Genomic DNA, 14,778 nt, shown 5'->3' with positions numbered 1-14,778 from the left:
CAGGGTGTGACATTATACTCGCCTATATAACAGATGGGACAATGAGCAGACTTGTCGTTCGCAGAGAGTTTTATCACAGCAATCTAGGTTTCCTCATGATATGGTACTGGCATCGGAAGTAAATGATATTGATTCTCATTCTAGATCAGAAAGGCTGAGCACCATGCCAGAATGTATCTCACTCCTTCGTACGCCACTGGGTCAGACTGTGCGTTTGCAATCTCTTGCCCCTCTTCATCCCTCATTGCGCCGCCGCTTAACAGATATGGGTATCAACGAAGGTTCCATCATACGATTAAAGAAAATCAGTTTATTGGGCGGTCCTATCGTCATTGAATGCAACGGCCAGCTGGTTGGCCTCCGTCAAAATCAAGTGAAGCAACTGGAGGTTGTTCCAACATGGACATGATCGCTCTATTCGGTAATCCCAACACAGGAAAAACCTCATTATTCAACAAGCTGACTCGTACGTATGCAGAAGTAGGAAACTGGTCCGGCGTCACAGTGGAAAAGAAAACAGGAATCCTGCGTGACAAGTCCGCCGTATTGGTGGATTTGCCGGGCGCCTATTCTTTACTCCCTCTTTCGCTGGATGAAGGTGTCGCAACCCGATATTTGCTGGAAGAACCTCCTACGGCCCTGATCAACATTGTGGATGCCTCCCAGCTCCAGCGTAATCTCTATCTAACCGTACAACTACTGGAGTATGGCCGTCCGCTTGTACTTGGCTTAAACATGACTGACGTAGCCGATGCCACGGGTCTTCGTGTAAACAAGGAATTGTTAGCCGATCAGTTGAACGTTCCCATCATTCCTATGGTGGCGCGTACAGGCAGTGGAAGTAAGCAAATGCTCGCTTCTCTTCGGGAGGTAAGACGTACATCCAATGCTTTTCAATTGGACTATGGCCCTGCCGTTGAAGCTGCTATTACCGATATTTGCGACTTGCTGCCAAATGCACCTGTGCCGCAACTGCGGTGGGCCGCACTGCAATGTCTGGAAGGCAATCCTGTCGTCATGGAATGGATGACGAATGAGGTACAGCGTGAACAAGTAACTGTGCGCATCCACCGTTGCGAGGAAGAACTTCTCGGTGAAGGCCATGCCATCACCCCTGCTCAGCATATTCGTTCTGTACGAACAGCATGGATTGCTGATCTGTGCACCAAGGCACTCGACACCTCCAAACTCAGACCGCACAGCTTGACGGATAGGCTGGATGCACTATTAACTCACCGATATCTGGGGGTTCCGATCTTTTTGCTGCTGATGTACGCTACCTTCAAGTTCACCTTCGATTGGGCGGGTACGATCCTTTCAGATATGTTGGATGGATTTTTTTCAGGGACACTCAGCACTTGGATTTCTGAGTTACTCGTTCACTTGAACGCGTCCGCTTTTACACAAAGTCTAGTCGTGGACGGCATCGTGGCTGGAGTCGGGGGTGTGCTTGTTTTTCTGCCTCAAATTGCTATTTTATTTCTGATAATTTCAGTGATCGAAGACTCCGGGTATATGGCACGGGTCACGATACTAATGGATCGCCTGATGCAATCCGTTGGCTTGAACGGGAAAAGCTTCATTCCCTTCATCATCGGATTTGGCTGCAATGTCCCTGCGATTATGGCGGCACGCACCATTGAACAGCCCAGAGAACGTCTCATTACAACATTGTTGGTGCCCTTTATGTCGTGTTCGGCCCGCCTGCCGGTATATGCGTTGTTTGCGGGTGTGTTTTTCCCAACACATGCGGCAAGCATCATCATGCTAATGTATGTGTTGGGAATCATCGTTTCACTTATACTTGCCAAAATTTTTTCCAAAGTATCCATTTTGTCGGGTGAGCCCTCCCTCTTCATCGTGGAACTTCCTCCCTATCGAGTGCCGCAGGCTCTTACACTATTCCGCAGCACATGGGAGAAGGTCAAAGGCTTCGTCCGCAAAGCTGGAACCATTATTCTTGCAGGTTCCGTTGGCATCTGGCTCTTGTCCAATTTCGGTCCGCAGGGCTTCGGGGCAGAAATGGATGACAGCCTGCTTGCCACCGTTGGAGGTTGGTTCGCTCCATTACTGGCACCTCTCGGTTTTGGCACCTGGCAAGCAGGTGCTTCCCTGCTCACGGGCTTTATGGCCAAGGAAGTTGTCGTATCAACGATGAATATTATTTACCACGTTCCTGATATGCAGGGACTTGAACTACAGGTCAGACAGGCCTTTACACCGCTTGCCTCTTTTAGCTTTATGGTGTTCATTCTGTTGTATGTTCCGTGTCTGGCTACGGTAGCGGTCATTCGTAAAGAAACCCTTTCGTGGCGTTGGACCGCATTTTCTGTGATCTATCCTTTGACCGTCGCATATATCATCGCCGTCTTGATCTATCAATGTGGCAGATTATTAGGTTGGGGTTAAGTCAGCCCCTACAGTAAATAAAAGGAAGTGGATTCCATGATCAATATCATCATTTTATTGGCGATCCTCGGTTATAGTGCGTGGGTACTGGTACGATTTTTGCGAAAAAGCCGTCAAGGCGCCTGTGCGGGGTGTTCGTCGAGCAAGTCATGTCCTGGCTGTGCCGGGAGTTCTATGAATGAAGATCATGCGAAAATCAAGAAAAGTATTTAATTCAAACTCATCATCACATGAAAAAAGCGGCTCCGGGGGTTTCTTACACCCGAAGCCGCTTCTTATTTTACGCTTAAAGCTCACCGTATTCACCGATATACTGCCAAATGCTCACTTAGCTCTCGCGTGTGCAAGTAAACTTCACGGTACAGCTCGTATAGGCCTTCATACCGTACCACACGTTCCGGGTTCGGTGAATATCTCGCTGCTTCACGCAGAAAAGCTTCAGCACACGCTTGCAGAGATTCAAACCAGCCACTACCATAAGCAGCCAGCATGGCCGCCCCCAAGGCAGGTCCCTGCTCGCTTTCCAGCTTGATGATATCCGCGTTAAAAATATCTGCCTGCATTTGCAGCCATGCCTCATTACGTGCACCGCCGCCGATGGAAATGACTTCGTTCACCGTTTTGCCCGTTCCTCTGAGAATATCAATGGATTCCTTGAGCGAAAACGTAATTCCCTCCAGTACCGCCCGTGTAAAATGCGCAAGCTTATGCCCCGCATCCATCCCGATAAAGCTGCCTCGAATGGTTGCATCTGGATGAGGTGTACGTTCGCCGACGATATAAGGCGTGAACAGCAGCCCTTGGCTGCCCGGCTCAATAGAGTTCACATCTGCCAGCAGTGCATCAAAAGAATGCTCTGGTGCAAAGGTATCCTTAAACCAAGTCAAGCTGTATCCGGCCGCGAGCGTAACCCCCATAATATAATAAGCATCCTGCTCACTATGATTAAAAAAATGCGCCCGCCCCTGCACATCAATATCCTTGCGTTCCTCATAAGAAAGTACAACCCCTGAGGTGCCGATACTGCACAGGGTGCGGCCTTCGCTCAAAATGCCGGCGCCAATCGCGCCACATGCGTTGTCCGCACCACCTGCAAAGACCTTCGTTTCAGGCGAAAGCCCGCTCTGCTCCGCAATCTCCGGCAGTAGCGTACCCGTCTGATCAAAGGATTCCACTAGCGGCGGGAACAGCGACAACGGTAGGTCAAACGCGGCAGCGATCTCTTCGCTCCACTGCTTGTTCGCAATATCCAGCAGCAGCGTGCCCGCCGCATCCGAATACTCCGTCGCCAGCTCTCCTGTCAGACAGTAGCGCACATAATCCTTGGGCAGCATAAAATGTGCCGCACGGGCCAGCACGTCTGGCTCATGCTCCTGCACCCACAGCAGCTTGGGCAGCGTGAAGCCTTCCAGCGCGCGATTACGTGCGATGTTCAGCAGCTCCGATCCGAGCTTTTCTTCAATACGACGGCATTGTGCTGTTGTACGCGTGTCATTCCACAGAATAGCCGGACGAAGCACTTGGCCTTCCTTGTCAGTCAGCACAAGCCCGTGCATCTGTCCCGAAAAGCTAATACCGTCCACGGCATCTGTGCCGCCGATTCCAGCCTTCTCCACAAGCTGTTTCAGTGATGCTAACGTGCCACTGACCCAGTCCTCAGGGTGCTGTTCGCTATACCCTGCCTTCGGCTGATGGAGCGGATAAGACTGAGAGGTTTCATAAGACACCTGTCCCTTGCGGTTAACCAGCACCGTTTTGACCGCGCTGGTACCCAAATCTACGCCGATGACATAGCGTTCCTGCTCCTGATTTAGCTTCTCCTGCATTGGAGTTCCTCCTTCCCTGTTATCGTACTGCCCTTATAAGTTCTGGCATTAGTCAGCTAAAATGTATTGATTTAATGTTGCTTTCAGATATTCCTGACGACCGGATACGTTTTTGCGTGGTGTTTCGTTCGCCAAAGCATATTCAGCAAGAGAAGCAAGCGTTGCTTTTCCGGATACGATGTCTGCTCCAATACCTTCTTTAAAGCTGCTGTAGCGCTTCTCAATAAAGTCTTCAAACACACGATCTTCGATCAGTTTGGCGGCTACCTTCAGTCCCTTCGCATACGTATCCATACCTGCGATGTGCGCAAGGAACAAGTCTTCTGGCTCAAATGATGCTCTGCGCACCTTGGCATCAAAGTTGATACCGCCACGGCCCAAGCCTTCATTTTGCAGCACTTCATACATGGTCAGTGTGGCATCATACAGATCAACTGGGAATTCGTCCGTATCCCAGCCCAGCAGCAAATCTCCCTGATTTGCATCCAGTGATCCCAGCATGCCGTTAATCCGTGCTACACGTACTTCATGATCAAAAGTATGCCCCGCCAAAGTTGCATGATTAGCTTCCAGATTAAGCTTGAAATGCTGATCCAGATCATATTTTTGCAGGAAGGCAATCGTCGTCGCCGCATCAAAATCATACTGATGCTTCGTTGGCTCCTTCGGTTTTGGCTCAATCAGGAACTGAGCGTCAAAGCCGATTTCACGCGCATAGTCTACGGCCATATGGAACATACGTCCCAAATTATCCTGCTCCAGCTTCAAATCCGTGTTCAGCAGTGTTTCGTAGCCTTCACGGCCTCCCCAGAAAACATAGTTATCTGCGCCCAGACGTTTGCCCACTTCCAACCCTTTTTTAATCTGAGCAGCTGCGTGTGCGTATACATCTGCATTGCAAGTCGACGCAGCTCCATGCAAATAACGTGGATGGCTAAACATGTTCGCCGTATTCCACAGCAGTTTTTTCCCCGTAGCTTTCATATGTTCCTCAATCAGATCCACGATGGTATCCAAATTGCTGTAAAATTCCTTCAATGACGCGCCTTCTGGTGCAATATCCACATCGTGGAAAGCAAAATAAGGTAAATTCAGCTTATCCAGTAGCTCAAAGGCAGCTTCTACACGTGCCTTCGCCAAATCCAGCCCGGTAAACTTGGACCATGGACGTTCCGCTGTTTCTACACCAAAAGGATCAGAGCCGCCTGCAACCAGTGTATGCCAATAGGCCATGCTAAAACGCAAATGCTCCTCCATCGTTTTTCCCGCTACAATTTCCTGTGGATTATAAAATTTGAACGCAAAAGGATTGTCGGATTGCTTGCCCTCAAAGTTAATTTTAGATACCTGTTCGAAATAAGCCATTATAAGTTCCTCCTTTATAGTAAACGTTTACAAAAACGATTCTAGCACAGCTAAAAGACTTTGTCTATTGCTTAAACTAAGTTTGTTTTTATGATATAATATCAGGAATTACACCAACAGGAAGTGAATTAACATGAATGTCACTGGCGATCAGGCGCTTGTCAAAAAGCTGAATAAATCCATTGTGCTGGAGCGTATTCGCCTTCATGCTCCGCTATCCCGGGCACAGTTATCCAGTCAAACTGGATTAAACAAGGCCACCGTTTCCAATCTGGTGGCAGAGCTCATCACCGATGGACTTGTGTATGAGACGGGATTAGGGGAATCCAGCGGCGGGCGTAAGCCTTTTATGCTACTGTTCAACAGCCGTGCAGGCTTTGTACTCGGTATTGAGGTGAGTGTACAGTACATCAAGGGCGCTCTGACCGATCTGGCAGGTACCATTGAAACCGAGCTTACCTTTTCCCTAACCCAGCATGATCCTGCCTTTGTTATGGAACAGATTCGAAAGCTCGTTCAGGAGCTCATGCAGGTCACTCCTCCCTCCCCTCATGGTATCGTCGGCATCGGGCTGGGGGTACCGGGTATGGTGGATGAAACCGGAACCGTTTTGTTCGCACCCAATCTGGGCTGGGAAGAGGTTCCGCTGCGGCGGCAGCTTGAGGCCGAGCTAGGTCTGCCCGTCGTAGTGGATAACGAAGCCAACGTCGGCGCACAGGGCGAGTTGTACTATGGTATGGACGGTGATCACCGACAGCTGGTGCGGGATCTGGTCTACATCAGTGCAGGGTCCGGGATCGGGGCCGGGATTATCATTGACGGCAAGCCGTATCAAGGAGCTTGGGGGTACGCCGGGGAGACGGGTCATATGACCATTGATTGGAACGGACGGCTCTGCTCTTGCGGTAGTCGCGGCTGCTGGGAGCTGTATGCTTCGGAGAAGGCGTACGCAGCATCCACATTGAAACTGCCTGCACATAATACAGCGGAATTACTGCCGTTTGCTCAGCAAGGTGAAGCGAGTACATTAAGCGTCCTTAGTGATATTGGGCGATATTTGGGTGTGGGTATTACCAACATTGTGAACAGCCTCAACCCCGGAATGCTTATCATCGGCGGTCCACTGGCGGAAGCCAGACCTTGGTTGGAGCAAAGTATGCGTGAAGTGATTGACGAACGTGCTCTGCCCTATCACCGTCGGCAACTACAGATTCGTTTCTCCACGCTTGGCAGCCGTTCGACGATGCTAGGTGCCGCCTATGCAGCAACAGCTCCTTTTCTCGGGCGTGTACGCGTATCTTTATAAGAAAAAAAGCGTACGGGAACACTCAAGTTCCTGTACGCCCACTTTTCTCGAGATTTTGGAAAATCCTCTTCTTACAACCCGTTATTGGAGATAACATCCTTATACCAGTAGAAGCTCTTTTTTCGTTTTCTTTCTAGTGTCCCGTTACCGTCATTGTCTTTGTCCACATATATAAATCCGTATCTTTTTTCCATTTCAGATGAGGAATAACTGACCAAGTCGATCGCTCCCCAGCTGGTGTAACCCATGAGTTCAACCCCGTCTAGAATCGCTTCATGCATTTGTTCAAAATGTGCACGGAAGTAATCAATACGGTAATCATCCTGAATACTACCATCTTCCTCTACCTTGTCGTATGCCCCCAAACCATTTTCTACAATGAACAATGGTACTTCATAGCGGCTGTACAGCTCACTCAGAGAAAGTCTCAAGCCGACCGGGTCAACCTGCCAGCCCCAATCACTCGTTTCCAGATAAGGATTTTTAACGCCGCCAATCGTATTCCCACTGACTTTTTCCATGCCTTCACTATCCGCACTAGCAACCAACGACATATAGTAACTAAAGGAAATGAAATCCACCGGATGCGTCTTCAAAATTTCATCGTCACCCTCGAGCTTTTCAATCACGATTTCCTTTTCACGGAAGAAGCGTTTCATATAATGGGGATACGCTCCGCGAACCTGTACATCCGTGAAAAAATAGTTGAACTGATTATCTTTAAACGCTGCCAGAATATCTTGCGGATTACAGGTGTGCGGATACGTCGTTAGCCGGGTTAACATACAGCCGATTTTAGAATCTGGAATGATTTCGTGACAGTATTTTACGGCCAGAGCACTAGCTATAAATTGATGATGCAGACCCTGATAAACCGCTAGCTCTACATTTTCAAAGCGCTCCGGTAAAATACCACCGCTCGTAAACGGATGGCGCACGATACTATCTATTTCATTAAAAGTGATCCAGTGCTTTACTTTATTTTGGTATCTTTTAAATACAGTCTTACAAAAATGGATAAAGAAATCTACAACTTTCCGTTGGGTCCAGCCTCCGTAATGGTTTACAAGATACATTGGCATTTCGTAATGGGACAGGGTGACAAGTGGCTCTATCCCGTTTTTATGCATTTCATCAAACAGCCGATCATAAAATTGCAGTCCAGCCTCGTTGGGCTTGTCCTCATCTCCGTTGGGGAAAATACGCGTCCAAGCAATAGAAACTCGCAACGTTTTAAATCCCATTTCACCAAACAATGCTAAATCTTCGGGATAGCGGTGATAAAAATCAATTCCCTGACGTTTGGGATAATCATGATCTGACGTGTCCTGCATCGCCTTTTGGATATGTTCCTCAGTCATTGAATTGTGTTTTTTATAATCAGCTTTGCTCACATTCTTTTTGTAAATAGCCATATCTGCTGTAGATATCCCTTTACCATCGACATTCCAGGCGCCCTCCACCTGATTTGCGGCTATCGCTCCTCCCCATAAAAAGCCTTTCGGAAATGTTCTTTTTATTTCTGTCATCTCTAGCTCCTCCTCTTTAATTTCTACTTATGACTCGTTTTAAGTGAATGATCAGATACATAAGTTCTTCATCCGGGATCAAAAGTTCGAATTTGGCTTCAATATATTGTTGAATCGATAACGCACACTTCTCTTCTTCAGGGTACTTGTTCACAATTTGGCTCATTAATTCTGGATCTTGAGAATCCAACATTTTATGCTCAAGTAATCTCTGAACAAAAAATTGAAGGTGCGTTAGAAAACGCGAATAGTTGATGCTGTGGGTATCCAGTTCGATTTGGTAATGCAGTTTAATGATGTTCAAAATGTCTTTGACCGTATTGGTCATCAATAAAACCTGGTTCATATTGTTATCGGTTTGTTGAGCATTAACCAAATGAAAGGCGATATTCGCCGCTTCCTCTTCAGGCAGTTCTAGACCGATACGCTTTTCAATCAAGGAGAGCGCATACAAGCCAATACCGAACTCTTCCGGATAAAACTTTTTGACCTCCCACAGCATCCGATTCTGAATCTTCATATTTTCTTTAAATCGTTTGGTTGCCATATACAGATGGTCTGTCAGGGATACATATAAATGCTCGTTCAAGTGACTGGATAGTTTATTTTTGGCATAAGATATGATTTCGTCTGCCAGAATCAAATACTCTTTGGGTGTTTCCTTCATTAGCGCCGTCAGATCAGAAGACATGCTTTCATTTTCAAGAACATATATCTTTTCAATCTCGTTCTCATCGACGAAGTCACCAGGTTTGCTTTTAAAGCCGATCCCTTTCCCCATCACGATAATTTCTTTGTGATCCTCACGTTTGGCAAGAACAATACTCGTATTGAGAACTTTAATTACTTTCATATCCAGCGACATCTCACTTTCCAGGCTTGATTCCCCCAACAAACACACTGTTAAAGTACAGTAATTAGAGGCTTCTCCGGCCCTGTCTTTTCTGAACTTTCATGACCCATGATTTCCAGATAGTCCGCCGTGTTGGTCACAATAATCGGAGTTATCGTATCATACCCCGCCCTTTGTATAGCTTCAAGTTCAAATTCAATTAGAAGTTGTCCATGCTTAATTTCGTCCCCTTCCTGTACATGCACAGTAAAATGCTGGCCTTTCAGCTTAACGGTATCCAAACCGATGTGAATGAGCAGTTCTACGCCTTCAACTGATTTTAAGGCTATGGAATGCTTGGTGCGGAATACATTTGCTACGATGCCGTCAAAAGGTGCGACCACTTTTCCGCTACTTGGTTGAATAGCCATCCCTTTACCCACTGCTTCCTGAGAAAATGCTTCATCTTTGACCTGTTGTAAGGGAATTACGGTGCCCTCCATAGGTGCGAAAATAACGGTTTTAGATTTGAAGCTTTTACTTATACTTTGTGCTTTAGCAGGCTCGGGACGAGCTTCTTTTTTAGCCGGTTCGGTAACCGTATCTTGAAAGCCGATCATATAAACTGCAATAAAAGTCACAATGATCGAAATAGCCATCGTAATAAGCGCATATACCAGGTTAGAGTGATCTTCACTGATAAACATCGGCAGTGATGCAAAACCTGGACCCACAGCTGCATAAGCTTTTAAATTCATAAGGCCTGCAAACAATCCGGCAACCCCGGCTCCAATCATACAGGCGAACAGTGTTTTTTTCAGGCGTAAATGTACGCCATACAAAGCGGGTTCCGTAATGCCGAATACCCCTGAAATACCTGCGGACAAAGCAATTTGTTTGAACTTGGGATCCTTCGTTTTCAGCGAGACGGCAAATGCACCCGCGCCTTGGGCCATATTGGAAGCCAACATGGCAACCAGTACCAATGTTTCATATCCTGGTGAAGCCAGCGCAGCAAAAATAATAGGATAGAATACTTTGTGCATGCCGAACATGACGATTAGCGGCATCACGATAGACATCAATACGACTGTAAGCCAGCCGATTCGTTCCTGAATCCAGAATACACCGTTGGACATACCTAAGCCCAAATACGTACCTAGAGGTCCTAAGGCAATGAGAGAAACAGGTGCGACAATCAGAATGACGATTAATGGTTTTAGAAATATTTTCACAGGTCCGGGAGAGATTTTATCAGCGAATTTCTCAATGTATGACATAAGCCATATGGTCAAAATAATAGGAATAACGGAGGTAGCGTATTGTACCGATGCTACGGGCAGGCCCGCAAATGTGACAGCTTTCTCACCTCCTAGCAAACTGATTAAGTTCGGATGAAGTAGCACACCCCCTAGGAGTACGGATACGAATGGATTAGTCTTGAATTTCTGCGCGCTGGAGAAAGCCAGCAGCATAGGCAGAAAATAAAATGCCGCATCCGAGATTACACTTAGGATCATATACGTTTGGCTTTCCTTGCTCATGATTCCGGTTACTGTGCATAGCAAGAGCAGTGCTTTTAACATCCCTGATGCAGCAATGGCCGGAATAATGGGCTGGAAAATACCTGCAATCATACTCGCAAAACTATTGAACAATCCCTTAAAGCTTCGATCCATCTTCACTTTTTCGGCTTCATCGGAAGACGATTGATTCGGGTCCAGCAATTTGACTAGCTCATTGTAGACATAGCCTACATCATTTCCTATAATGACCTGATATTGTCCACCGCTATTCACGGCTCCCATAACTCCGTCCAAAGCTTTAATTTCATCTGTTTGTGCCAATTCCGGCTTACGAAGCGTCATCCGTAATCGAGTAGAGCAATGAATGACACTGTTAATATTATCGTTCCCACCCACTTTGTTAAAAATGGCTTGTGCGATATCTTTGTAATTCATGAGTTACACCTACCTTCTTAAAATAAGGAACAAAAAAAGACCTAAAAAGGGTAGGGAAAAATATCCTACCCAATCTAGGTCTTGCCTGCCGAACAGTAACACGCCTTTATTGGATATTGTGCTATTTAGTTAATTAGAAGTCATAATTAATGGTGCATTGATGAATTGTTACATAGAAGCAACCCGGGTTTTAAGCGCTTACAATTAAAATATAGCACCGATTATCTACAGATGCAATACTTTCGACAAAATTCTCTCTTTGTAAAAAGAAGTAAAAAGACCTCCATCGCAGCATGTAACTGCAATGAGGGTCTTATTAAACCATATAACGATCATAGGACCGTCATCTGCTGTTAGGTTGGATTAAGCGTTCAACACTTTTTCAAACTTGATTTTGTTCATACCGGAAATACGTTCTTCCCCGATCAAAGTCAATGGAACGGCACGAATGCCCATATCCCAAACCTCTTGAGCAAAAGCTTCATTGGTTTCAATGTTGCGTTCTTCGTACTCCACGCCTTTTTCACTCAAATAGCTTTTTACTTGACGGCAATGCGGGCAGTTTGTAGATGTGTATACAATTGCTTTTTCCATGAATATCACCTCATCATTTATTTTGTTACATCATATTTATTCAACCTTGCGAAGATCATTACAGGGCCAGTGCGCTGTGCTCCAAGCTTTCGATGTATTTCTCGCTGTCCATAGCAGCCATGCATCCACTACCTGCTGCGGTAATTGCTTGTCTGTAGCGTGTATCCTGTACGTCGCCACAAGCGAATACGCCTGGCACGTTTGTTTCGGAAGTCCCCGGATTTACGACGATATAACCGTTCGCATCCGTTGTAATTTGCCCCTCGAGGAAGCCTGTATTCGGATGGTGACCAATCGCCACGAATACGCCGCTAACTGTAATGATCTCCTCTTCGTCTGTTGCATTATTCAGCACTTTCAAGCCAGTGACTCCGTTCTCGTCAGCGATCACTTCTACAGGAGTACGATTAAGCGCCCATTCAATTTTGTTGTTCGCACGAGCACGATCCTGCATAATTTTGGAGGCGCGCATTTCTTCACGACGATGCACCAACGTTACTTTGGAGGCAAAACGAGTCAGGAAATTGGCTTCCTCCAGTGCAGAGTCTCCACCGCCGATGACAACAATTTCTTTGCCACGGAAAAAGAAGCCGTCGCATGTTGCGCAAGTGCTTACGCCACGTCCGATATTATCCTGTTCACCGGGAATACCCAAATATTTGGCAGTCGCCCCTGTGGAAATAATCAGTGTATCGGTAACCAGTTCACCCAAACCTTCTACATCCAATGTAAATGGACGAGCAGTTGTGTCTACCTTGTTTACCCAACCTGTGCGGAATTCAGCGCCAAAACGCTCCGCTTGCTTACGCATATTATCCATCAAATCGGGCCCCATGATTCCTTCAGGAAAACCTGGGAAATTTTCGACTTCCGTAGTCGTGGTTAATTGTCCGCCTGGCTGTGGTCCTTCGATCACCAGTGGGCTCATGTTAGCGCGTGCCAGATAAATTGCAGCGGTCAAACCGGCAGGGCCGGTACCTATAATAATGGACTTGTACATATCTTGGTTCCTCCTAAAATATCATAAGTATTATATAACGAGTTTTCGGTACCGGGCGCTGGGCAGCTGCATATACTCTAAAAGTAATTCCACCAAAAGCTTATCCCAAAATGTGGACACCCGGATATTGCAAAAACGAATCACTTGTTTTGTAGGTTCTTATGACTTAGACTGATTCTAAATCCTAATTTCATTATGCGGAAATAGCTGTAAACAGTCAAATGAAGTTTTCATGAAGCGAAGCTTAAAGATAAATTAGGTATGGAGGGATTATCCCGATTATGAATGACGTTTTTGTAGGTAGCTTTATTTCTGCCCTGTCCACTGGACTCGGCGCCGTGCCCATACTATTTATGCGTAATATCACGCATCGGCTTCGCGATGTTTTGTTGGCTTATGCCGCAGGAATTATGACCTCTGCATCCGTGTATAACCTCATTCCCGAAGCGATCGAGCATTCCAATTGGTTCGTGCTGACTGCGGGAATCCTGCTCGGCTGTCTCGTATTACTGGTGATGGAAATGTACATTCCCCATGCGGATTTGGAGGACCCGGACTCCAAGACCTTTCATCTGGAGTCCAAATCTTTTCTCATTATCGCAGCTATTACATTGCACAATTTGCCAGAAGGGCTTTCCGTGGGAGTCAGCTATGCAAGTGAGACTCACAATCTCGGCAATCTGATCGCCTTCTCTATCGGCCTGCAAAATGCCCCGGAAGGCTTTATCGTAGCACTATTCCTTGTGAATCAAAACATCGGCCGTTTCAAGGCATTGGGCATTGCTACCCTCACTGGAGCCGTGGAAATCATAACGAGTTTGATCGGGTTTTATTTGAGTAGCTGGGTGAACGGACTGGTACCTTACGGGCTTGCTTTTGCCGCCGGAGCCATGATGTTTATCGTCTACAAGGAACTGATTCCCGAGAGTCACGGGGATGGCAACCAGCGGATCGCCACATTCTCTTTTATTCTCGGCTTGATTACAATGATTGGGCTAACCGAATGGCTATAGCCGAGCAACACAAAAAAGCTGCCTTCTGCCTGTAATCCAGACAGATAAGCAGCCTTTTTGGCATGTTCACATGAAGGTACCTCATTTTTTTTGGTTCATGGAGCGCAGTGCTTCACGGTACTGCTCATCCTCACTTTTGTGAGTCTCCTTCTCTCCATTAGATATTTGGGAACGTTCATCCTTTTCTTCGTCTTTTCCAGCAAAACCACGTAAAGCCGCACGATAATCCTGATCCCCGTAAGCACCTTTGATGTTCTCGCGATCCTTTTCCACCTTCTTATCCGTCTGGATATCCGGCATATTGCGATGCTCCTCGGCATGGTGTTCTTCGACGTCGAGATTTTTATGCTGCATCTCTCGCGTATGATCTGTCAATTCACGCACCTCGGGTTCCGCCTGCACAGGATAAGGACGTTTGCTTCTTTGCCGTGTATCCTCTTCGGTGGGGTGAGTCTTGGGAGAGGACTTGCGCGTCATCTTCGTATTAAATACCAGCAAAAAAATAAAGGCAACCGCAGCTACTACGATAAAAGCAATGGTCATCGGCGGCCTCCTATTCTCTTTCAGCGCTACGGTACCGTCCCGCTATCTCAGCGACCCGTTTGCCCAAAGAGCGACCTAGTGCAAGATCATCACCCGTTGGAAGATTAGGCGGTCCATTGGGGTCTGTCTCCACCGGACATGTTATCCCTACGCCGTAATAGGAGCCGTATAACGCATTTTCCGTAATATTAGCTGGCAGTCCTACAACAATCATGCCTTGATGAAGCATCGGAGTAATCAAATTCAGAAGTGTGGATTCTAATCCACCATGAACAGTAGCGGTTGTGCAAAACACAGCGCCGATTTTATCCACCAGCTTGCCCTGTGCCCACAGATACCCCAGCTTATCAATCCAGCTTTTCAGACCGCTACTAATGGTACCAAAATGGCCCGGGCAACC

Annotated in this window: 14 protein-coding genes; 5 read left to right on the top strand and 9 right to left on the bottom strand. The window is 46.8% G+C overall.

Features of this window, described 5'->3' with window-relative positions:
• The first annotated feature begins 163 nt into the window (after nt 1-163).
• The 3 genes from GRP75_RS07120 to GRP75_RS07110 are packed head-to-tail and all read left to right on the top strand — an operon-like array spanning nt 164 to nt 2,622.
• Nucleotides 164-409 (top strand): FeoA family protein, encoded by a 246-nt coding sequence (locus GRP75_RS07120; protein ID WP_016820309.1) that lies wholly within the window; start codon nt 164-166, stop codon nt 407-409.
• Nucleotides 400-2,409, top strand: a complete 2,010-nt coding sequence (gene feoB / locus GRP75_RS07115) for a ferrous iron transport protein B (protein ID WP_071558245.1) — start codon at nt 400-402, stop codon at nt 2,407-2,409. The genes GRP75_RS07120 and feoB overlap by 10 nt, the downstream gene beginning before the upstream one ends.
• Before the next feature lie 36 nt (nt 2,410-2,445).
• A complete protein-coding gene (locus GRP75_RS07110; protein ID WP_071558244.1) occupies nt 2,446-2,622 on the top strand; it encodes a FeoB-associated Cys-rich membrane protein in 177 nt (58 codons plus the stop codon).
• A gap of 89 nt (nt 2,623-2,711) precedes the next feature.
• Here the strand turns inward: GRP75_RS07110 and xylB are convergent, their stop codons facing one another.
• Together xylB and xylA are read right to left on the bottom strand one after the other, a co-directional pair.
• Complete coding sequence (gene xylB, locus GRP75_RS07105) at nt 2,712-4,235, bottom strand: xylulokinase (RefSeq protein ID WP_160788949.1); 1,524 nt, start codon at nt 4,233-4,235, stop codon at nt 2,712-2,714.
• A gap of 48 nt (nt 4,236-4,283) precedes the next feature.
• Nucleotides 4,284-5,600 (bottom strand): xylose isomerase, encoded by a 1,317-nt coding sequence (gene xylA, locus GRP75_RS07100; protein ID WP_013311966.1) that lies wholly within the window; start codon nt 5,598-5,600, stop codon nt 4,284-4,286.
• 133 nt (nt 5,601-5,733) lie between these two features.
• On the opposite strand from xylA, the gene GRP75_RS07095 reads away from it, so the two are divergent.
• Nucleotides 5,734-6,906, top strand: coding sequence for an ROK family transcriptional regulator (locus GRP75_RS07095; protein WP_160788948.1), 1,173 nt, complete (start codon nt 5,734-5,736; stop codon nt 6,904-6,906).
• A gap of 71 nt (nt 6,907-6,977) precedes the next feature.
• Here the strand turns inward: GRP75_RS07095 and GRP75_RS07090 are convergent, their stop codons facing one another.
• The 5 genes from GRP75_RS07090 to trxB form a co-directional block, all read right to left on the bottom strand.
• Nucleotides 6,978-8,435 carry a glycoside hydrolase family 1 protein gene (locus GRP75_RS07090; protein WP_071558242.1) on the bottom strand — a complete coding sequence of 486 codons (1,458 nt, stop codon included), beginning with the start codon at nt 8,433-8,435 and terminating at the stop codon, nt 6,978-6,980.
• Nucleotides 8,436-8,451: 16 nt separating this feature from the next.
• Nucleotides 8,452-9,288: a BglG family transcription antiterminator LicT gene (gene licT, locus GRP75_RS07085; RefSeq protein WP_023990314.1), complete on the bottom strand. Its 837-nt coding sequence runs from the start codon at nt 9,286-9,288 to the stop codon at nt 8,452-8,454.
• Between the two features lie 50 nt (nt 9,289-9,338).
• On the bottom strand, nt 9,339-11,228 hold the full coding sequence (locus GRP75_RS07080) for a beta-glucoside-specific PTS transporter subunit IIABC (RefSeq protein WP_034095096.1): 1,890 nt from the start codon (nt 11,226-11,228) through the stop codon (nt 9,339-9,341).
• Nucleotides 11,229-11,591: 363 nt separating this feature from the next.
• Complete coding sequence (locus GRP75_RS07075) at nt 11,592-11,822, bottom strand: glutaredoxin family protein (RefSeq protein ID WP_160788947.1); 231 nt, start codon at nt 11,820-11,822, stop codon at nt 11,592-11,594.
• Between the two features lie 58 nt (nt 11,823-11,880).
• Nucleotides 11,881-12,822: a thioredoxin-disulfide reductase gene (gene trxB / locus GRP75_RS07070; protein ID WP_160788946.1), complete on the bottom strand. Its 942-nt coding sequence runs from the start codon at nt 12,820-12,822 to the stop codon at nt 11,881-11,883.
• Between the two features lie 281 nt (nt 12,823-13,103).
• Here trxB and GRP75_RS07065 point away from each other — a divergent pair, with 281 nt between their 5' ends.
• Complete coding sequence (locus tag GRP75_RS07065; protein WP_053326102.1) at nt 13,104-13,835, top strand: ZIP family metal transporter; 732 nt, start codon at nt 13,104-13,106, stop codon at nt 13,833-13,835.
• 81 nt (nt 13,836-13,916) lie between these two features.
• Here the strand turns inward: GRP75_RS07065 and GRP75_RS07060 are convergent, their stop codons facing one another.
• Together GRP75_RS07060 and GRP75_RS07055 are read right to left on the bottom strand one after the other, a co-directional pair.
• Complete coding sequence (locus GRP75_RS07060; protein WP_160788945.1) at nt 13,917-14,378, bottom strand: hypothetical protein; 462 nt, start codon at nt 14,376-14,378, stop codon at nt 13,917-13,919.
• Nucleotides 14,379-14,388: 10 nt separating this feature from the next.
• Nucleotides 14,389-14,778: NAD(P)H-dependent oxidoreductase (locus tag GRP75_RS07055; RefSeq protein ID WP_160788944.1), on the bottom strand; the 390-nt coding region annotated here is incomplete at its 5' end.

The sequence above is a fragment of the Paenibacillus sp. OT2-17 genome, assembly GCF_009827695.1.
Taxonomy (GTDB): domain Bacteria; phylum Bacillota; class Bacilli; order Paenibacillales; family Paenibacillaceae; genus Paenibacillus; species Paenibacillus polymyxa_B.
The sequence above is the reverse complement of the archived record's forward strand: the minus strand, read 5'-3'. Positions and strand labels throughout refer to the sequence as shown.